The 18463-nt window shown below is 72.2% G+C and carries 16 protein-coding genes; 2 read left to right on the top strand and 14 right to left on the bottom strand.

What is annotated here, in order from left to right; all coding sequences use genetic code 11:
* Positions 1-18: 18 nt before the first annotated feature.
* Positions 19-1350: a class I SAM-dependent RNA methyltransferase gene (locus MQP27_RS12060; protein WP_242764796.1), complete on the top strand. Its 1332-nt coding sequence runs from the start codon at positions 19-21 to the stop codon at positions 1348-1350.
* A 26-nt stretch (positions 1351-1376) separates the two neighbouring features.
* On the opposite strand, the gene MQP27_RS12055 is transcribed toward MQP27_RS12060, so the two are convergent.
* The 4 genes from MQP27_RS12055 to MQP27_RS12040 all read right to left on the bottom strand — a co-directional run bounded on the left by MQP27_RS12055 (position 1377) and on the right by MQP27_RS12040 (position 6187).
* Positions 1377-2474 (bottom strand): AraC family transcriptional regulator, encoded by a 1098-nt coding sequence (locus tag MQP27_RS12055; protein WP_242764794.1) that lies wholly within the window; start codon positions 2472-2474, stop codon positions 1377-1379.
* 61 nt (positions 2475-2535) lie between these two features.
* Entirely contained in the window at positions 2536-3969 is a 1434-nt protein-coding gene (locus MQP27_RS12050) for an aldehyde dehydrogenase family protein (protein ID WP_242764792.1), read from the bottom strand.
* The gene (locus MQP27_RS12045; RefSeq protein WP_242764790.1) at positions 3966-4844 is read right to left on the bottom strand and encodes an SDR family NAD(P)-dependent oxidoreductase; all 879 of its coding nucleotides are present in this window, start codon (positions 4842-4844) and stop codon (positions 3966-3968) included. Before MQP27_RS12045 ends, MQP27_RS12050 begins: the two co-directional genes overlap by 4 nt.
* Positions 4841-6187 (bottom strand): flavin-containing monooxygenase, encoded by a 1347-nt coding sequence (locus MQP27_RS12040; protein WP_242764788.1) that lies wholly within the window; start codon positions 6185-6187, stop codon positions 4841-4843. Before MQP27_RS12040 ends, MQP27_RS12045 begins: the two co-directional genes overlap by 4 nt.
* 313 nt (positions 6188-6500) lie before the next feature.
* Between MQP27_RS12040 and MQP27_RS12035 the strand changes: the two genes are divergently transcribed.
* Positions 6501-7778 (top strand): MFS transporter, encoded by a 1278-nt coding sequence (locus MQP27_RS12035; RefSeq protein WP_242764786.1) that lies wholly within the window; start codon positions 6501-6503, stop codon positions 7776-7778.
* A 143-nt stretch (positions 7779-7921) separates the two neighbouring features.
* Here the strand turns inward: MQP27_RS12035 and MQP27_RS12030 are convergent, their stop codons facing one another.
* The 10 genes from MQP27_RS12030 to dnaK all read right to left on the bottom strand — a co-directional run bounded on the left by MQP27_RS12030 (position 7922) and on the right by dnaK (position 18399).
* Positions 7922-8905 carry an AraC family transcriptional regulator gene (locus MQP27_RS12030; RefSeq protein ID WP_242764784.1) on the bottom strand — a complete coding sequence of 328 codons (984 nt, stop codon included), beginning with the start codon at positions 8903-8905 and terminating at the stop codon, positions 7922-7924.
* A 111-nt stretch (positions 8906-9016) separates the two neighbouring features.
* Positions 9017-9409: a DUF2267 domain-containing protein gene (locus MQP27_RS12025; protein ID WP_242764782.1), complete on the bottom strand. Its 393-nt coding sequence runs from the start codon at positions 9407-9409 to the stop codon at positions 9017-9019.
* A gap of 95 nt (positions 9410-9504) precedes the next feature.
* Positions 9505-11190 carry an FAD-dependent oxidoreductase gene (locus tag MQP27_RS12020; protein WP_242764780.1) on the bottom strand — a complete coding sequence of 562 codons (1686 nt, stop codon included), beginning with the start codon at positions 11188-11190 and terminating at the stop codon, positions 9505-9507.
* Positions 11190-11450, bottom strand: a complete 261-nt coding sequence (locus MQP27_RS12015) for a UBP-type zinc finger domain-containing protein (RefSeq protein WP_242764778.1) — start codon at positions 11448-11450, stop codon at positions 11190-11192. Before MQP27_RS12015 ends, MQP27_RS12020 begins: the two co-directional genes overlap by 1 nt.
* 6 nt (positions 11451-11456) lie before the next feature.
* Positions 11457-11915, bottom strand: coding sequence for a thioredoxin (gene trxA, locus MQP27_RS12010; protein ID WP_242764776.1), 459 nt, complete (start codon positions 11913-11915; stop codon positions 11457-11459).
* A complete protein-coding gene (gene clpB / locus MQP27_RS12005; RefSeq protein WP_242764774.1) occupies positions 11912-14551 on the bottom strand; it encodes an ATP-dependent chaperone ClpB in 2640 nt (879 codons plus the stop codon). The genes trxA and clpB overlap by 4 nt, the downstream gene beginning before the upstream one ends.
* Entirely contained in the window at positions 14542-14916 is a 375-nt protein-coding gene (locus MQP27_RS12000) for a chaperone modulator CbpM (RefSeq protein WP_242764772.1), read from the bottom strand. The genes clpB and MQP27_RS12000 overlap by 10 nt, the downstream gene beginning before the upstream one ends.
* Positions 14913-15884 (bottom strand): DnaJ C-terminal domain-containing protein, encoded by a 972-nt coding sequence (locus tag MQP27_RS11995; protein ID WP_242764770.1) that lies wholly within the window; start codon positions 15882-15884, stop codon positions 14913-14915. Before MQP27_RS11995 ends, MQP27_RS12000 begins: the two co-directional genes overlap by 4 nt.
* A gap of 6 nt (positions 15885-15890) precedes the next feature.
* Entirely contained in the window at positions 15891-16472 is a 582-nt protein-coding gene (locus MQP27_RS11990; protein ID WP_242764768.1) for a nucleotide exchange factor GrpE, read from the bottom strand.
* Positions 16473-16482: 10 nt separating this feature from the next.
* Complete coding sequence (dnaK, locus tag MQP27_RS11985; protein ID WP_242764766.1) at positions 16483-18399, bottom strand: molecular chaperone DnaK; 1917 nt, start codon at positions 18397-18399, stop codon at positions 16483-16485.
* Positions 18400-18463: the final 64 nt, after the last annotated feature.

Below are 18463 nucleotides of genomic sequence, written 5' to 3'. Positions count from 1 at the left end.
CTCTGGAGTCACCCCACCATGCAGGCAGAACCGAAGAAATCGCTGGTGGGGGAGGAGTACGAGGTCGAGGTCGAGTCCGTCGCGCACGGCGGCCACTGCATCGCCCGTATCGCCGGGGGCCAGGTGCTCTTCGTCCGGCACGCGCTGCCCGGTGAGCGGGTCGTGGCCCGGGTGACGGAGGGCGAGGAAGGGGCCCGTTTCCTGCGCGCGGACGCGGTGCGGGTCCTGTCGGCGTCCAAGGACCGCATCGAGGCGCCCTGCCCCTACGCCGGTCCGGGCCGCTGCGGCGGCTGCGACTGGCAGCACGCCAAGCCGGGGGCGCAGCGGCGGCTCAAGGGTGAGGTGATCGCCGAGCAACTGCGGCGGCTGGCCGGGCTGACGCCCGAGGAGGCCGGCTGGGACGGCACGGTGATGCCGGCCGAGGGCGACAAGCTGCCGGCGGGCGAGGTGCCGCAGTGGCGGACGCGCGTGCAGTACGCGGTGGACGCCGAGTCCGGGCGGGCCGGATTGCGCCGGCACCGTTCGCACGAGGTCGAGCCGATCGAGCACTGCATGATCGCCGCGCCGGGCGTGAGCGAGCTGGGCATCGAGCAGCGGGACTGGTCCGGGATGGCGTCGGTGGAGGCGATCGCCGCGACCGGGTCCCAGGACCGCATGGTGATCCTGGAGCCGCGGCCGGGCGCCCGGCTCCCGCTGGTCGAACTGGACAAGCCGGTCTCCGTGATGCGGGTCGAGGAGAAGGACGGCGGCATCCACCGCGTCCACGGCCGCGCGTTCGTCCGCGAGCGGGCCGACGGCCGTACGCACCGCGTGGGCAGCGGCGGCTTCTGGCAGGTCCATCCGATGGCGGCGGACACCCTGGTCAAGGCCGTGATGCAGGGCCTGCTGCCGCGCAAGGGCGAGATGGCGCTCGACCTGTACTGCGGTGTGGGCCTGTTCGCCGGCGCCCTCGCCGACCGGCTCGGCGACAAGGGCGCGGTCCTCGGCATCGAGTCCGGCAAGCGGGCGGTCGAGGACGCCCGGCACAACCTGGCCGACTTCGACCGCGTCCGCATCGAGCAGGGCAAGGTGGAGACGGTCCTGCCGCGCACGGGCATCACCGAGGTCGACCTGATCGTCCTGGATCCGCCGCGGGCGGGGGCGGGGCGGAAGACGGTGGAGCATCTGTCGTCGCTGGGAGCACGCCGGATCGCTTACGTGGCGTGCGATCCGGCCGCGTTGGCGCGGGATCTGGGGTACTTCCGGGATGGCGGGTACCGGGTGCGGACGCTTCGGGCGTTCGATCTGTTTCCGATGACGCATCATGTGGAGTGCGTGGCGATTCTGGAGCCCGTCTCGAAGGGGCTGTGAGCTGACCTGCGGCCGAAAGGGCAGGCTTACGTCATCTCCGGTGAGGTGCCGGGGGTGCCGGTCCCGCCGTCTGCGGAGAGGATGCCCTCGCGCAGTTGCAGGGGTGCCATGCCGTGCCAGCGGCGGACCGCGCGGCGCAGGGCGCGTTCGTCGGAGAAGCCGGCCTGGCGGGCCACCTCGCGGAGGGTGAGGCGGGGGCGGTGCAGGAGTTGTTCGACGCGTTCGCGGCGGACGCCCTCCACGATCGCCTCGTAGGAGGTGCCGCAGTCGGCCAGGCGGCGGCGCAGGGTGCGTTCGCTCGACGCGTGTCTGCGGGCCTGTTCGGAGAAGGAGGGGACGACCGGGAGGCTCTGCGCGACGGAGATCTCCAGTACCTCCAGGAGGTCCTGCTGGCGGCGGCGCGAGGCCATCTGTGCTTCGAGCAGTTCCAGGGTCGAGGCGCAGGTGACCGGGTCGCGGCCCGGCATGGGGCGGCTGATCCATGTCTGGGGAACCACCAGCCGGTTGCCGGAGGCGCCGAAGTGCAGGGGGCAGCGGAAGAGGTCGCGGAACGGCTGGACGTCACGCGGGGCGGGGAAGGCGAAGTGGACCTCCTGCGGTGCGAGGTCGGCGCCCGCGGCGAGACGGGCCAGGGTGACGACGCTGGAGAACGCCTCCTCGACGAGGAAGACGGCGACGTTCGGGTCGATCATCGGATCCGGGAGGTCGGCCCGGACCACGTAGGCGGAGTCCTCCCGGCCGGCCGACCAGACGGTCATGGCCCCGGACACGTTCTGGAAGCGCACCCCCGCCTCGATGGCGGCCTGGAGGGTGTCACTGGCGAGCATGGCGAAGCCGAGGAGGCCCCAGGCGGTGAGGTGCTGTGCGGCTCCTACCCGCAGGCCCAGATTCTCGTCCCCGGTGAGTTCGACGGCGCGCCGGATGACGGTGCTGCCCTGGCGGTAGGAGACGCGCAGGGCCGCCGATCCCATCAGGGTCTCGGTGAGGCCCACTTGTGTCAGCTCGGGTCGCAGGTCGACGCCGTACTCTCCGGTGATTCGGGTGAGGTAGCGCAGGATGTTCGGGGAGATCGTCGCCGAGGTGCTGCGGGTGGTGCCGTTCTCCGGACGGGGTGGCTCGGGCATGGGGTCTCTCCAGGGCCGTACTCGCGACCACTTTAGGCAGGTGCGTCCGGGTCCGGCCCTGCTAGCGGGTGCGGATCCACACCGTCTTCTCCCTGGTCCACTGGGCGAAGGCGTCGGTGGACCGCTCCGCGCCGCCGAACCCGGACTGCTTCCAGCCTCCGAAGGGGGCGGTGATGTCGCCCTCGCTGTAGGCGTTGACGGAGACCACTCCGGCCTGGATGCCGCGGGCGAGCCGGAAGGCGGTGTCGAGGTCGTGGGTCCACAGGGAGGCGGCGAGGCCGTAAGGGGTGGCGTTCGCCGTCCGGATCGCCTCCTGCTCGGAGGCGAAGGTCTGGACGGTGACCACGGGGCCGAACAGTTCCTCGGTGAGGACGCCGCTGCCCTCGGGGGCGCCGACGACGACCGTGGGCGGGTAGTAGGCCCCGTACGGGTGCAGGTCCGCCGGCAGGCCGGCGGTGTGCGCCACGGCTCCGGCGGCCACCGCCTCGTCCACGGCACGGGCGACCCGGTCCCGCGCCGCCCGGCTGATCAGCGGTCCCGTACGGGTCTCCGGCTTGGCGGGGTCACCGATGACCAGGGCCCCGGCGGCGGCCGTGAACCGTGCGACGACCTCGGCGGCGATGTCCTCGTGGACCAGGATCCGGGAGCCGGCCGTGCAGTTCTGGCCCATCGTCAGGAAGGCGGCGTCGATCATGTCGTCGATGAGCTCGACGCCGAAGCCGAGCGCGTCCGGCATCAGGACCTGGGGGCTCTTGCCGCCCATCTCCAGGGAGACCCGCTTGAAGTTGGTCTCCGCGGCATCGGCCAGGATCCGCCGTCCGGTCGCCGTCGAGCCCGTGAACGAGAGCGCGCCGATACCGGGGTGGCGGGCGAGTGCCCGGCCGGCCTCCGTGCCGTAACCGGGCAGGACGGTGAGCGTGCCGTCCGGCAGCCCGGCCTCCGTCGCCAGCCGTGCCACGTGCAGGGCCGAGCGCGGGGTCGCCTCGGCGGGCTTGAGCAGCAGGCTGTTGCCCGCGGCCAGGGCGGGGCCGATCTTCCAGGCGGCCATGGCGAACGGGTAGTTCCAGGGGAGGACGGCGGCGACCACTCCGACGGGTTCCCGGCTCATCAGGCCCAGGTGGTCGTGGCCGGTGGGCGCGATGCGGCCGAAGACCTTGTCGGCCGCCTCCGCGAACCAGCGGATCGACTCGATCGCGCCGGGCACGTCGCCGGTACGGCACTCCGTGATCGGCTTGCCGGCGTCCTCGCAGTCCAGGCGGGCCAGGATCTCGGCGTCGCGTTCCATCAGCTCGGCGAGGCGCAGCAGCACCGCCGCCCGCTCCCGGGGCGGCCGGGCCGACCAGACACCGCCGTCGAAGGTGCGCTGGGCCTCGTCCACGGCGGCGTCCACCTCGGCCGCGCCGGCGGCGGGCAGGGTGTCGAGGGTCTCCCCGGTGGCCGGGTTGACGACCCTGAGCAGGCGGTCGTCCGTGTTCGTACCGGTGGTCACGGTCATGCCTCCTTCACGAGTTCCCAGCGGCCGTCGACCTGCCGGGCCAGTCCTCTGCGGCGCAGGTCCTCCAGGTACCGGGCCAGGCCGCGCTCGCCGCGTCTGCGGAAGAGCGGGAGGAGCCGGGGGAGGAGGTTCGGCACGAGCATGGAGAAGCGGACCAGGAGCGATTCGCCGACGCGTGGATACGCCTCCAGGCGCGGCCGATCCAGCAGGCTCACCACCGCCGCGACGACGTCGGACGGCTGCTGCGGCGGGTCCTGGAACTGCAGGGAGTTGCCGCCGCTGACGGCCTCCTCGCGCAGCATCGCGGTGTCGGTCGCCGAGGGCAGGACCGAGCCGACGCGGATGCCCTTGCCCTCCAGGTCGAGGGCGATGGACAGCATCGCGCCGCGCAGCCCGAACTTCGACGCCGCGTAGATGGGGGTCTCCCCCTGCGGGAAGACGCCGGCGAGCGACACGGTGGTGATGACGCGGGGGTCGGCCGCGGCCCTCAGCAGGGGAATGGCGAGCCGGGTGGCCACCAGCGGGGAGATCATGTTCAGGTCGATCTCCCGCTCGATGGTCTCCACCGCGCGTACGTCGAACCGCTCGGTGCTGGTCATGCCGACGTTGTTGACCAGCACGTCCAGGCGGCCGAAGGCGGAGGCCACTTGTTCGAAGAGGTCCGCCACCCCTGCCCGGTCCAGCAGGTCGCAGCCGAGGCCCAGGTGGCCGGTGCCGGGGAGGGTGTCCGCGACCCGCTTCGCGCGCTCACCGTCGATGTCGACGACGACGCACACGGCGCCGCCGATCGCGAACCGCCGGCACAGCGCGCTGCCGATGCCGCCCGCGCCGCCGGTCACCAGCATCACCTTGCCGGTGCAGTCGTACCCGCTCATGCCACCGTCTCCCTGCTGCGCACGGCCGGTACCGCCGGCGGCCGTCCCTCGGTGGGCCAGCCCATGGCGGCGGCGACCTTGGTGAGGTACTTGGTGTACGCGGCGCTGTCGACGTATCCCGTGTGGCGCGGGGAGTCCACGAACCTCAGGCCGCCGGTCAGGTCGGGGCGGTCGTCCCGGATCATGCGGGCGAACCGCTCCGCGTTCGGCGGGTCCCGGCGCGTGTCCTGGACGAAGCCGGCGATCAACTGGGCCTGGGCGTCGAAGAGTTGGTAGGCGCCGGAGTTGGTCTCGATGAAGCCGACGCCGAACAGTCCCTCGTGCTCGCGGGAGAAGGACGACAGGTACAGGTCGGGGTGCTGTTCGTCCCCGAAGTAGCGCTGGGCGACGGGCACTTTGTGGACGTAGCCGGTCGCCAGCAGGATCAGGTCGAAGTCGTTGCTGCTGCCGTCGGTGAAGTGGACGGTACGGCCCTCGGCGCGCACGATGCCGGGCCGGGCGGTGATGTCGCCGTGCTGCAGGTGGTGCAGGAGCATCGAGTTGACCGTGGGATGGGTCTCGAAGAGCTTGTGGTCCGGCTTCTGCAGGCCGAGGCGGCGCGGATCGCCGTTGACGATCCGCAGGAGCGCGCCGAACAGCCTCTGCTCCAGCCACTTCGGCATCCGCGGGCCGACGCCTTCGAGGGTGTCCACGGGCCTGCCGAACAGGTGCTTCGGGATGAACCAGTAGCCGCGGCGCATGCTGATCTCCGCGTGGTCGGCGGCGCGGGCCGCGTCGCAGGCGATGTCGCAGCCGGAGTTGCCCGCGCCCACCACCAGGACCCGCTTGCCGCGCAGTTCGTCGCTGCTGCGGTAGCCGACCGTGTGCCGGATCTCGCCGCTGAAGTCACCCGGGATCTCGGGGATGTTGGGGTGCCACTGCGAGCCGGTGCAGACCACGACCTGCCCGTGCCGGCTGGTCCGTCCGTCGGCACGGGTGACCGTCCAGGTGCCGTCCGGGTTCTTCGCCACGTCACGGACGGCGGTCCCGAACTCGATCCGCTCCGTCAGCCCGTACGCGTCGGCGAAGGACGTCAGGTACGACAGGACCTGCCGTCGCGAGGGGTAGTCGGCGAAGTGGTCGGGCATCGGCCACCCGCCGAACCCCGAGAGGGTCCTGCTGGAGATGAAATGCGCCGACTCGTACATCGGGCTGCCCGGGTTGTCGATGTCCCACAGACCACCCGGACCCGTGTGCCGCTCGATGTGCGTGTACGGAAGCCGCCGCTCACCGAGTGCCCGTGCCACTGCCAGCCCCGCGGGACCCGCACCGATGACACAGGTGTCGAATTCGGACTCCTTCACGAGTCCACCTCCTCTCGTCGCCACGTTTCGGCGTGGGAGGAACTTAGGCAGCGGGCAAGCGCCCGCGGACTGGCCCGTGCGGCCACAAAGGGGGCTCCAGCGGCCAGGCAACTGACCGGCCCGGCGCGGCCCGGGCCGGTGACCGCAGCGCTGGTGAGCCGGTCTCCCGGGGCAGCGCCGGGGCCGTGCGCCGCTGGCCGCCAGGGTCCCCCGTGTGGCCGTCGGCGTCCTCCGCCGCGTGCGTCCGGATTCCTACGGTTGCTCCAATTCGCGCGCCCCGGCCGCCCACGGTCCGTGACAGGAAGAGGCCCCCATGACCGCATCCGTCGGAGCGACGGCTCCCCCTCTGCCCGTGCGGGGCGGCCCGCTCGCGGGAGCCCGCCGGGGCACGGCCACCGTGTTCGCCGCCCAGGGCGCGGCCGTGGCCGCCGTGTCCACCACCGTGCCCGCCGTGGAGAGCCGTCTGGGGCTGTCGTCCCTGGCGATGACCGCGCTCACGATCGCCCTGACGCTGGCCGCGGGCACCGGCAGCTTCGCGGGGCTGGCCGCCGTACGCCGCTCGGGTCCCGTCACCGTCATGCGTGCGGCGGTGCTGACCGCGGCCGCGGCCCTGCTCGCCGTGGCCTGGGCACCCGGCAGGGTCGCCGCCTCGGCCGCCTACGTCCTGTTCGGGCTGGCGCTCGGCGCCATCGACGTGTCCGTCAACACCCGCGCGGCCACCGTCGAACGCCACTACGGACGCAGCATCCTCTCCTCCTTCTACGCCGCCTGGAGCGCCGCGGGCGTGGCGGCGGCGCTGCTGACGGCGGGCGTCTCCCGGCTGGGCTGGCCGGTCCAGTACGTCCTCACCGCGCACGCCGCGGTCGTGGCCGTCCTGGCCCTGACCGTCCGGACACAAGGCCTTGTCGCGCCGCACGGCGAGGGGCCGGCACCGGCCCAGGAGATCCTGGGCCGACGGGTCTGGGCGCGGCTCGTCCCCTTCGGTGTCGTCCTTCTCGTCGCCTACGTCGTCGACTCCACCGTCTCCGCGTGGTCGACCGTCTACCTTCACCAGACCCTCGCCGCGTCCCTGGCGGCCGCGCCGCTCGCGTACGCGGCCTACCAGGCGGGCACGGTGACCGGCAGGGCGGGCGCCGACCACCTGGTCCGCCGGGTCGGGCCGGTGGCGGTGGTGCGTGCCGCCGCCCTGCTCGCGGCCGCCGCCCTGGGCGCCCTGGCAGCGGCCCGGAGCTGGCCGTACGCCGTCGTCGCGGCAGGGTGTGCCGGCCTCGGAGTCGCCGCCCTCACCCCGCTGTGCGTCGCCGCCGCCGGGCGGCTGCGACCCGGCGCCCCGGAGACCGTGCTGGCCCGGCTCAACGTCTTCAACTACGTCGGCGTCCTCGTCGGAGCCGGCGCGAGCGGGGGCCTGGGAGCGACGGGCCACTTCCGCATCGCCTACGCGATACCCGCCGCACTTGCCCTGGCCCTGGTGACCACCGCACGCTTCTTCCGCACCGACGGCGCCCGGGCGTCCGCGGGTGTGGACACCATGCCGGCCGGGACCGGTTCGCCCATCCCCAGTGCTCGTACCGGGGGCCCCTGCCGTCCGTGAGGGCGCTGATCGACGAGCTGTCGCCCGTCTTGGCTGCTGGGGTTCGCGGTCCACCCGGAACTCCAGGACGCGGTGGTCGTCACGCACGATCCACCGTGCGCGGTCGCTGTCCACTCAGCGCGGAACGACGGCGTCAGCCGCACTCACCCGGAGCGCAGTGTCTGCGAGGGCAACTCGCCGAAGCGCGCCCGGTAGCGGGCCGCGAAGCGGCCCAGGTGGCCGAAGCCCCAACGATGGGCGACCGCGCTCACGTTCACTTCGCCCGATCCGCCGCGGCGCAGCTCGTCGTGGGCGCGGGTGAGGCGGATGTCGGTGAGGTAGGCGAGCGGGGCCATGCCGACGTACTGCTGGAAGGCTTCTTGGAGTCGCCGTGTGCTCACCCCGGCGAGCGTGGCCAACTCTCCCACGGTGAAGGGGTGTTGCGGCATGCTGTGCATGGCCTCGACGGCCCGCTTGACGGGGCCGGGGCGCAGCGCGGGGCCGGATCGGTCGAGCTCGTCGCGGTAGCGGTGGTCGGTGGCGAGGAGGAGCCCGTTCAGCAGGGCTTCCTGGAGCGGGCGGGCGACCATCGGCAGGGTGGGCAGCCCGCCGGCCTGTATCTCGTCGAACGCCGCGCGGACCATTCGTACCCAGCTCAGGCCGGCGCCGTGCGTGATGTCGAGTTCGGGCGCGAGGACGACGGGGGTGCGCAGCGGTCGGCCGAGAAGGCACTCGAGCTGACGGTTGAGGGCCTTGGGGTTGATCTTCACGGCCAGCAGGGGGCAGTCGGTGCTCACGCGGTCCAGGGTCGTGTCGCCGTACGGCTGGAAGACGGCGGCGCTGGCGGTCGTCGCCACCGCCCTGGTGTGCATTCCCTGGCGCCAGGCCATGCGGCCGCCCAGGGGGATGTCCACGTGGTAGGAGCCCAGTTCCCCGAACCGTATGCGCACTTCCGTGCCGAAGCCGATTCGTCCGAGTGTGAGCGGGCCGAGCGCGGCGATGTCGTACCGGGCGGTGAACTTGGTGTTGCCGCCGAGTACGTCGATGAAGTTGGCGTAGAAGCGTTCTCCGATGACTTCCCGGGCCTCGTCCACGTCCGTCGTCCGGAAGATCAGCGGATCCTGACTCCGGCGGGGTGACTGCTGCATACCGCAACCTCCTGCGCCTCTGGGCCGTTTGAGGACGGCTCACCTCATGGTCCACCACTGCTTGCGTGAACGACGACGGCATGGCACAGGCTGTCGCGGGGGTGCTATGGCTCAGTCGGCAAGGTCGGCCTTGCCGAACGGGACGGCGTAGCTGGAAGGGAGCTGGCTGATGACCTGGTTGAGCTCGCCGCCGGAGACGGCGTCGGCGAGGGTGGTCAGCACGGCGGCGGCGTCCCACGGGGCGGTGCGCGGCCGGGCGCCGGTGCGCTCCGCGACCCGTCGGTAGAACTCCTCGATCCCGTAGCTCTCGGCCTGCTGTCGTTTGGCGCCGGCCAGGACCTGCCCCAGCGGGCCGGGCAGCTGCGAGGCGAGGTCGTCGACCTCGCCGGGGCTGATCCGGCCCGCCAGCACACTCAGGACCTCCTCGGTGACCTTGGCTGCTTCGTCCTGATGGGAGTACTCCCCGCGCTCCCGTACCCGGGCGAGGAACTCGTCGTATTTCATGGTTGCCTTCGCTTCCCTCCGTTGCCCGGGCGGGATACGCGGAGCCTCAGCCGCTGCTCTCGCTGCGTTCGTTGATCTCGATGTTCCGAGGTTCGTCATGCGTGCCCCAGGTGCCGGTGTACGAAGTGGAGGGCCATCGCGCCTTCGCCCACCGCCGACGCCACCCGTTTCACCGAGCCGCTGCGGACGTCGCCGGCCGCGAAGACGCCGGGCAGGGTGGTCTCCAGGGTCAGGCAGTCGCGGTCCTGGCTCTCCCACAGCCCGGGGACCGAGCAGGCCTGGGCCTCGGCTCCGGTGAGTACGAAGCCGCGGTCGTCGAGCGCGAGGGTGCCGGACAGCCAGTCCGTGTTGGGGGCGGCGCCGGTGAAGACGAACAGGGCCCGGACGTCGAGGCGGCGGTGGTGCCCCGTACGGTTGTCCGTCACGTCGACCGTCTCCAGGACCTGTGCGCCGGTGACCTCGGTGACTTCGGTGTGCAGCAGCGTTTCCACCCGCGGGTGCCGTTCGACCTGGTCGATCAGGTAGCGGGACATGTGGGTGCCGAGGTCCGCCCCGCGCACCAGGAGGTAGACCTTGGGCGCGTACCCGGCGAGGAAGAGCGCGGCCTGGCCCGCGGAGTTGCCACCGCCGACGACGGCGACGGGGTCGGTGCGGCACTGCTGGGCCTCGTACACGGTCGCCGAGTAGTGGATGCTCGTCCCCTCCAGGTGTTCGATGCCGGAAATGCCGAGGCGGCGGTAACGGGCGCCGGTGGCCAGGACGACGGTGCGGGCGGTGATCTCGCTGCCGTCGGCGAAGCTCACGGCGTAGTGGCCGTCGCGCGGTTCGAGGCGCGTGGCCTCCGCGGGGACGCTGATCCCGGCGCCGAACTTGGTCGCCTGGAGCACTCCGCGTTCGGTGAGTTCGGCGCCGGAGATGCCGGAGGGGAAGCCGAAGCAGTTGTCGATGCGGGACGACGTCCCCGCCTGGCCGCCGGTGGCGATCGCTTCCACGACGGTGGTGCCCAGGCCCTCGGAGGCGGCGTGCACCGCGGCGGCGAGGCCGGCCGGCCCGGAGCCGACGACGAGGAGATCGCCGCGGCCGTTCGACGGCGGCAGCTGGGGCAGGCCGATCAGCCGGGCGAGTTCGGCGTTGCCGGGATTGCGCAGCAGGGTGGTGTCGCGCCAGATGACGAGGGGGGTTTCCTCCGGCCGGACGCCGAAGCGACGCAGCAGCGCCTCGGCCTCCTCGTCCGTCTCCAGGTCGACCCAGCGATGGGGCAGCCGGTTCCGGGCGGCGAACTCGCGCAGCCGCCGGGTGTCGGGGGAGTAGCGCGAACCGATGATGCGGAATCCGGCTCCCTGCCCGACGAGCAGGGCACGGCGGCCCAGGCAGGCGCGCAGCACGAGATCGCCCAGGGCGGGGTCCCGGGTGACCAGGCGGCGCAGCTGGTCCACGGAGAGGGCGAGGACTTCTCCCGGTTCCCTGGCGACGGCGGTGTAGAAGGCCACCTGCCCGTGCAGCAGGCCGAGTTCGCCGAGGAAGCGGCCGGGGCCGTGGACACGGAGGACGTGTTCGTCGGGTGTGCCGTGGTCCTCGACGACCGCGACGGAACCGGCGAGGACGACGAAGAACGTCTCGCACCGCTCGCCCTCGCGGATCAGCACGTCGCCCGGGTGCGTACGACGCCGGTCGCCGTGTTCTGCCAGGTGGGCGATCTGGTCGTCCGACAGCCGGGGGTAGGCGCCGTAGATGTCCGGGGTCTCGAACGGGACGGCCTCCGGGTCCTCGTTCCCGGGCATCACACGAACGCCTCGTGCACGAAGCACCACCGCCAGTCCTCGCCGGGCTCCATCGACGCCACGATCGGGTGGCCCTCGGCGGCGGCGTGACGGCGCGCGTGCCGATGCGGTGAGGAGTCGCAGCAGCCGACGTGTCCGCAGGTCAGGCAGAGCCTGAGGTGGACCCACGGGGAGCCGAGCCGCAGGCATTCCTCGCAGCCGAGGGCGCGCGGCCCGACGGGGCGTACCAGGGCGAGGTGGGGGTCGGTACGTACGGTCATCGGGATTCAACCTCCGGGAGCCGGCTGCCGGCCGGCGAGCGACTGTTCGACCCACTGGCGCAGGGCGGGTGCGGGCGCGGCTCCCGCCTGCCGGGCGATGGTCCTTCCCTGGTCGAGGACCAGCAGTGTCGGTACGGCCTGGACTTCGAACCGCCGTGCCAGCTGCGGGTTCTTGTCGATGTCGACCTTGGCCAGCTTGATGCGGCCCGCGAGCTCGCCGGCGACCTGCTCCAGCGCCGGGCTGACCATGCGGCAGGGGCCGCACCAGGTCGCCCACAGGTCGACCACGACGGGCACCGTGGCCTTCTCGACGACCTCGGCGAAGTCGTCGTCGCCCGCGTCCACGATCCAGGGCAGGGGCTGTTTGCAGTTGCCGCACCTGGGCCTTCCCTCGGCGGCCGGGGGCACGCGGTTGGCGCGGCCGCAGTGCGGACAGGTGACGGTCGTCGCGTGCCGGGTGGTCATGCCGCCCTCGCCTCCTCGGCGCCCTCGGGGCGGTCGTAGGTGACGACGAGCTCGTGCTGCCGGGCGTCGACCCGGACGGTGGCGCCGTCCTGGACGTCGCCGCGCAGCAGGGCCCGGCCGACGAGCGTTTCGACCTCGTGGGAGATGTAGCGGCGCAGCGGGCGCGCCCCGTAGACCGGGTCGTAGCCCTGGTGGGCGATGAACTCCCGGGCGGCGTCGGTGAGTTCGACGGTGATACGGCGCTCGGCGAGCCGGCGGCGCAGCTCGTCGAACTGCAGCTCCACGATCCGCTCGATCTGGGCCTCGCCCAGGGGCTTGAACAGCACGATGTCGTCGACCCGGTTGAGGAACTCCGGCCGGAAGTGGCCGCGCAGCTCGCCCATCACCAGCGCCCGCGCGTCCGGCTTGATCTCGCCCTCGGCTGTCGCGCCGTCGAGGAGGTGCTGGGAGCCGATGTTGGACGTCATGATGATCACGGTGTTGCGGAAGTCGACGGTGCGGCCCTGGGCGTCGGTGATACGGCCGTCGTCGAGGATCTGCAGCAGGGTGTTGAAGACGTCGGTGTGCGCCTTCTCGACCTCGTCGAACAGCACGACCGAGTACGGCTTGCGGCGTACGGCCTCGGTGAGCTGGCCGCCCTCCTCGTAGCCGACGTATCCGGGCGGCGCCCCCATCAGCCGGCTGACGGTGTGCCGCTCCTGGTACTCGCTCATGTCGAGGCGGACCATGTTGTCCTCGGAGTCGAACAGGGCCCGGGCGAGGGTCTTGGCCAGCTCGGTCTTTCCGACGCCGGTGGGGCCGAGGAAGATGAACGAGCCGATGGGCCGGCGCGGGTCGCGGATGCCGGAGCGGGCCCGGATGACGGCGTCCGCCACCAGCTTGACCGCCTCGTCCTGGCCGATGACCCGCTCGCGCAGGATCTCGTCCAGGCGCAGCAGCTTCTCCCGCTCGCCCTCCTGGAGGCGGGCGACGGGGATGCCGGTCCACGCGGCCACGATCTCGGCGATCTCCTCCTCGGTGACGACCTCCCGCAGCAGCCGGTTCTGGCCCTGCTTGGCCGTCAACTGCTCCTCCTCCGCGGCCAGTCGGCGCTCCAGGTCCTGGAGGCGGCCGTAGCGGAGCTCGGCGGCCCGGTTGAGGTCGTAGGCCCGCTCGGCCTCCTCCGCCTCGAAGCGGACCTGTTCCAGTTCCTGGCGCAGGTCCTGCACCCGGCGGATGCCCTGGCGTTCGGCCTCCCACTGGGCGTGCTTGGCGTCGGCCTCGGCCCGCAGATCCGCCAACTCCTTGCGCAGTTCCTCCAGTCGGGCCCGGCTGGCCGCGTCGGTCTCCTTGGACAGCGCCGCCTCCTCGATCTCAAGGCGGGTCACGCGCCGGGTGATCTCGTCCAGTTCCGCGGGCATGGAGTCGATCTCGGTACGCAGCCGGGCGCACGCCTCGTCGACGAGGTCGATGGCCTTGTCGGGCAGGAAGCGGTCGGTGATGTACCGGTGCGACAGGGTCGCCGCCGCGACCAGCGCCGTGTCCTGGATCTTGACGCCGTGGAAGACCTCCAGGCGCTCGCGCAGGCCGCGCAGGATCGAGATGGTGTCCTCCACGCTGGGCTCGTCGACCAGCACCTGCTGGAAGCGGCGTTCGAGCGCGGCGTCCTTCTCGATGTGCTGCCGGTACTCGTCCAGCGTGGTCGCGCCGATCATGTGCAGCTCGCCGCGCGCCAGCATCGGCTTGAGCATGTTGCCCGCGTCCACGGCGCCCTCGGCGGCGCCCGCCCCGACGACGGTGTGCAGTTCGTCGACGAAGAGCAGGATCCGTCCCTCGCCGGCCTTGACCTCGGCGAGGACGGCCTTGAGGCGTTCCTCGAACTCGCCGCGGTACTTGGCGCCGGCCACCAGCGAGCCCATGTCGAGGGCGAACACCGTCTTCTCGCGCAGCCCTTCGGGTACGTCGCCGCGCACGATGCGCTGGGCGAGGCCCTCGACGATGGCGGTCTTGCCGACACCCGGGTCGCCGATGAGGACGGGGTTGTTCTTCGACTTGCGGCTGAGGATCTGGGTGACACGGCGGATCTCGGCGTCCCGGCCGATGACCGGGTCGAGCTTGCCCTGCCGGGCCTCGGCGACCAGGTCGCGGCCGTACTTCTCCAGGGCCTCGTACGCCACTTCGGGGTTGGCGGAGGTGACGCGCTGGTTGCCGCGTATCCGGGTCAGCGCGCCCAGGAACGACTCACGGGTCACACCGTGCTCCTTGAGCAGGCGCCCCGCCGCGGTCGCCGACCCCTCCTCGGCCAGGGCGAGCAGCAGGTGCTCCACCGACACGTACTCGTCCTTGAGGCGTTTGGCCTCCCGCTCGGCGGCGTCCAGCAGCCGGGCCAGCCGCTGGGTGACGAAGACCTGGCCGGGGGCCGCGCCGGGACCGGTCACCCTGGGCCGACGGGACAGGTCCTCGCGTACGGCCGCGCGGACCTCCTTCGGCTCGGTGCCCGCCTGCTGCAGCAGCCGCGGGACCAGGCCGTCCTCCTGGTCGAGGAGCGCCAGCAGCAGGTGTTCGCCGTCGACTTCGGTCTGCCCCATGCTGATGGCAAGGGTCTGCGCCTCCTGCAGGGCTTCCTGGGACTTCTGGGTCAGGCGGTTCATGTCCATGGTGGTGGATCACTCCTCGTTCCGGCGCGGCGCAGCGCGGCTTCGAGCAGGCTGATGCGGTCGAGCAGGTCGAGCACCAGGCCGAGGGACGCGTAGTTGAGGCACAGTCCGGTACGCAGCCGCTGGATGCGGGCCAGGTCGGCCGGTGCCGTGGGGGCGAACGCCAGCCGTCCGGAGGCGTCGCGGTCGGCGTCCACCAGCCCGAGGGCCACGAACCGGCGGATCAGATCGGGATGGAGGCCCGAGCGGCGGGCCACGGTGTCCAGGGAGAGCCTGGGCACGGGCACGATCGCGTACGGCCCGCGCGCTGCCACCGGGGCCGTCCGCTCCGGCGCCCGGCGAGTCCTTGCCGGTCGGTCGCTCATCGGGTCCTCCTGGGGTCGAACGAGGAGACGGCGGCGAGTTCCTCGAACAACTCGCGCTCCCGGTCGCCGAGTTGGGGCGGCACCATGATCCGGAGCTCGGCGTACAGATCGCCGCCCGCGCCCCGGGGGGCCGGCATGCCCTCGCCGCGCAGCCGGAGCCGCCGGCCGCTGGAGGATCCCGCGGGCACGGTCACCTTGGCGGTGGCGCCGCTCGGGGTCGGCACCGGCACGGTCGCGCCCAGCGCGGCCTCCCAGGGGGTGACCGGAAGCTGCACGTGGACGTCCCGGCCGTCGAGTCGGAACTGGGGGTGCGGCCGGATCCGCACCCGCAGATACAGGTCTCCGGCGGGGGCGTCGCCATTGCCGCGGCCGCCCTCGCCCGCGAGCCGGATGCGCTGCCCGTCCGTGACCCCGGGCGGCACGTCGACGTCGTAGCGCCGCTGCCCGCCGGGACCGGCGAGGGTGACCGTCCGGCGGCCGCCGCGGTACGCCTCCTCGACGGTGAGCGGCAGTTCGGCCTCCTGGTCGGCTCCGGGGACGCGCATCCGCCCGGCACCGCCGAAGAGCGAGCCGAACAGGTCCTCGAAGTCGACGCCCCCGACGCCTTCGGCACCCCCGAAACCCTCGGCGCCTTCGTCGCCGAAACCGGTGGTGCCGTACCGGACGCGCGGACCACCCGTCCCGGAGGACCAGCGGAAGCCTCCGCCTCCGGCGCCTGCACCGACCCGCTCCTCCCAGTCCTCGGGGACCTTCCGGAAGTCCTCGCCGAACCGGTCGTAGCGGGCTCGCTGTTCGGGGTCGGACAGCACACTGAACGCCTCGTTGATCTCCTTGAACCGGTCCTCCGCCGCCGGATCCTTGTTGACGTCGGGGTGGTACTTGCGGGCCAGGGTGCGGTAGGCCCGCTGGATCTCGTCCCGGTCGGCGCCCCGTCCGACGCCGAGGACCTCGTAGAAGTCGCGTGCCATCGCCGCTCACTCCCGCTTCGCCACGGTCACGGCGGCCGGCCGCAGCTGCCGCCCGTCCGCCCCGTAGCCGGGGCGGACGACCTGGACCACGGTGTTCGGTTCGGCGCCGGGGTCCTGGACGACGCCGACGACCTCGTGCCGGGTGGGGTCGAAGGCCACACCTGTAGCGTCGTCGCGCGGGTAGCCGAGGCGTTCGAGGACGTCCACGGCCTGGTCACGCACGGCCCGGACGCCCTCGACGATCGCTCCCGGGTCGGCGGCCGCGTGGCTCAGGGCGAGTTCGAGGTTGTCGACGACCTGAAGGAACGCCGCCGCTGTGCGCGCCCGTTCGGCCGCGCGTTCCCGCTCCAGCTCCCTGGCATGGCGTTTGCGGAGGTTGTCGAGGTCGGCCAGGGCGCGGCGCCAGCGGTCCTCCAGGTCCTTCAGCGCGGCCGCGTACTCGTCGTCGGCCGCGGCGGGGCCGGCGGTGGCCGCGTCCGGGCCCGGTGCGGCCTCCTCGGCCGGCGGTCCGGGCGGGGACAGGTCCCCGCGCGGCGGCTGTACGGCGCCTTCCGGCGGCGGGTCGGGTGCCTGGGGGTGGGTGGGCATGGCCGGCACCTCAGCCCTTGTCGAACTCGGCGTCGATCACGTCGTCGTCGCCCCCGGCGCCGCCCGGCGCGGATCCGTCCGGCCCGGCACCGTCCGGCGATCCGGCGTCCGACGGGCCGCCCGCCGACGCTCCGGCCCGGTGCGCCGCCAGGCCCGCGAAGACCTGCTGGAGCTCCGAGGTCAGCGGCCGGACCTTGTCGACACCGGCCTCGTTCTTGACCGCGTCGCGGGCCTCGGCCACCAGCATCTCGGCGCGGGCCTTCTCGTGCGCGGGCGCGGAATCGCCCAGCTCGCCCAGTCGCTTCTCGACCTGGTAGGCGATCGCGTCCAGCTCGTTGCGGGCGTCGACCGCCTCGCGCAGCGCCTGGTCCTGGTTCCGGTTGCGCTCGGCCTCCTCGACCATGCGCTCGACCTCGCCGCGGTCGAGGTTGGAGCTCTCGCTGATGGTGATGCCCTGCTCCTTGCCGGTGTCCCGGTCCCGGGCGGTGACGTTGAGGATGCCGTTGGCGTCGATGTCGAAGGTGACCTCGATCTGCGGCTCGCCGCGCGGGGCCTGGCGGATGTCGGTGAGCTGGAAGCGGCCCAGGACCCGGTTGTCGGCGGCGAGTTCGCGCTCGCCCTGGAGGACGACGACATCCACGGCGGGCTGGTTGTCGGTGGCCGTGCTGAAGGTCTCGGTACGGCGCACCGGGATCGTGGTGTTCCGTTCGATGATCTTCGTCATGACACCGCCACGCGTCTCCACTCCGAGTGACAGCGGTGTCACGTCCAGCAGCAGGACGTCCTTGACCTCGCCCTTGAGTACCCCCGCCTGGATCGCGGCGCCCATGGCCACGACCTCGTCGGGGTTGACGCTCATGTTCGGGTCCTTGCCGCCGGTCAGCCGCCGCACCAGTGCCTGGACGGCGGGGATACGGGTGGAACCGCCGACGAGGATGACCTCGTCGATGTCGTTCTCGCCGACTTTCGCGTCGCCCATGGCCTGCTTGACCGGGCCGAGGCAGCGCTCGACAAGATCGCCGGTGATCTGCTCGAACGTGGACCGCATGATCGTCTGGGTCAGATGCTTCGGCCCGGACGCGTCAGCCGTGATGAACGGCAGGCTGACCTGCGTCTGCGTCACCGAACTGAGCTCGGTCTTGGCCTTCTCGGCAGCCTCGAACAGGCGCTGCAGAGCCTGCGGATCCTTGCGCAGGTCGATGCCGTTGTCCTTCTGGAAGCCGTCCGCGAGGTGGTCCACCAGACGGCGGTCGAAGTCGTCGCCGCCCAGATGGCTGTCCCCGGCGGTGGACCGCACCTCGACCACGCCGTCGCCGACGTCCAGGATGCTCACGTCGAAGGTGCCGCCGCCCAGGTCGAAGACGAGCACCGTCTCGTGCTCCTTCTTGTCCATGCCGTAGGCGAGGGCGGCCGCGGTCGGCTCGTTGATGATCCGCAGTACCTCCAGGCCGGCGATCCGGCCGGCGTCCCTGGTGGCGGTGCGCTGGGCGTCGTTGAAGTAGGCGGGCACGGTGATGACGGCCTCCGTGACCTTTTCGCCCAGCTGCTTGGAGGCGTCGTCGGCCAGCTTGCGCAGTACCTGTGCGCTGATCTCCTCGGGTGCGTAGAGCTTGTCGCGCACCTTGAAGCGGGCGGCGCCGCCGTCGCCCTCGACGACGTCGTATCCGACCGCCTTGGCCTCCTCGGAGATCTCGTCGAAGCGCCGGCCGATGAAGCGCTTGGCCGAGTAGATGGTGCCCTTGGGGTTGAGGATCGCCTGGCGCCGGGCGAGCTGACCCACCAGGCGCTCACCGGTGTCGGTGAAGGCGACCACGGACGGAGTCGTGCGGTTTCCCTCGCTGTTGGGCACGACCGACGGCTCACCGCCCTCCCAGGCGGCGATCACCGAGTTCGTGGTGCCGAGGTCGATTCCGACTGCCTTGGCCATGGGGAACTCCTTCCGCGGGTTCGGTCTCACCTGCTCGACCAGCTGCACGTCCTGGCCGACGACG

This window comes from Streptomyces cylindrosporus (assembly GCF_022698165.1).
Lineage (GTDB): Bacteria > Actinomycetota > Actinomycetes > Streptomycetales > Streptomycetaceae > Streptomyces > Streptomyces cylindrosporus.
This window is presented reverse-complemented; position numbering and strand designations above follow the sequence as displayed.

Coding starts and splice junctions, on each gene's coding strand:
- MQP27_RS12055 (WP_242764794.1), bottom strand. CDS start 2,474: ATGCCCGAGCCACCCCGTCCGGAGAACGGCACCACCCGCAGCACCTCG.
- MQP27_RS12050 (WP_242764792.1), bottom strand. CDS start 3,969: ATGACCGTGACCACCGGTACGAACACGGACGACCGCCTGCTCAGGGTC.
- MQP27_RS12060 (WP_242764796.1), top strand. CDS start 19: ATGCAGGCAGAACCGAAGAAATCGCTGGTGGGGGAGGAGTACGAGGTC.
- MQP27_RS11990 (WP_242764768.1), bottom strand. CDS start 16,472: ATGCCCACCCACCCCCAGGCACCCGACCCGCCGCCGGAAGGCGCCGTA.
- clpB (WP_242764774.1), bottom strand. CDS start 14,551: ATGGACATGAACCGCCTGACCCAGAAGTCCCAGGAAGCCCTGCAGGAG.
- MQP27_RS12030 (WP_242764784.1), bottom strand. CDS start 8,905: ATGCAGCAGTCACCCCGCCGGAGTCAGGATCCGCTGATCTTCCGGACG.
- MQP27_RS12025 (WP_242764782.1), bottom strand. CDS start 9,409: ATGAAATACGACGAGTTCCTCGCCCGGGTACGGGAGCGCGGGGAGTAC.
- dnaK (WP_242764766.1), bottom strand. CDS start 18,399: ATGGCCAAGGCAGTCGGAATCGACCTCGGCACCACGAACTCGGTGATC.
- trxA (WP_242764776.1), bottom strand. CDS start 11,915: ATGACCACCCGGCACGCGACGACCGTCACCTGTCCGCACTGCGGCCGC.
- MQP27_RS12000 (WP_242764772.1), bottom strand. CDS start 14,916: ATGAGCGACCGACCGGCAAGGACTCGCCGGGCGCCGGAGCGGACGGCC.
- MQP27_RS12035 (WP_242764786.1), top strand. CDS start 6,501: ATGACCGCATCCGTCGGAGCGACGGCTCCCCCTCTGCCCGTGCGGGGC.
- MQP27_RS11995 (WP_242764770.1), bottom strand. CDS start 15,884: ATGGCACGCGACTTCTACGAGGTCCTCGGCGTCGGACGGGGCGCCGAC.
- MQP27_RS12045 (WP_242764790.1), bottom strand. CDS start 4,844: ATGAGCGGGTACGACTGCACCGGCAAGGTGATGCTGGTGACCGGCGGC.
- MQP27_RS12015 (WP_242764778.1), bottom strand. CDS start 11,450: ATGACCGTACGTACCGACCCCCACCTCGCCCTGGTACGCCCCGTCGGG.
- MQP27_RS12020 (WP_242764780.1), bottom strand. CDS start 11,190: ATGCCCGGGAACGAGGACCCGGAGGCCGTCCCGTTCGAGACCCCGGAC.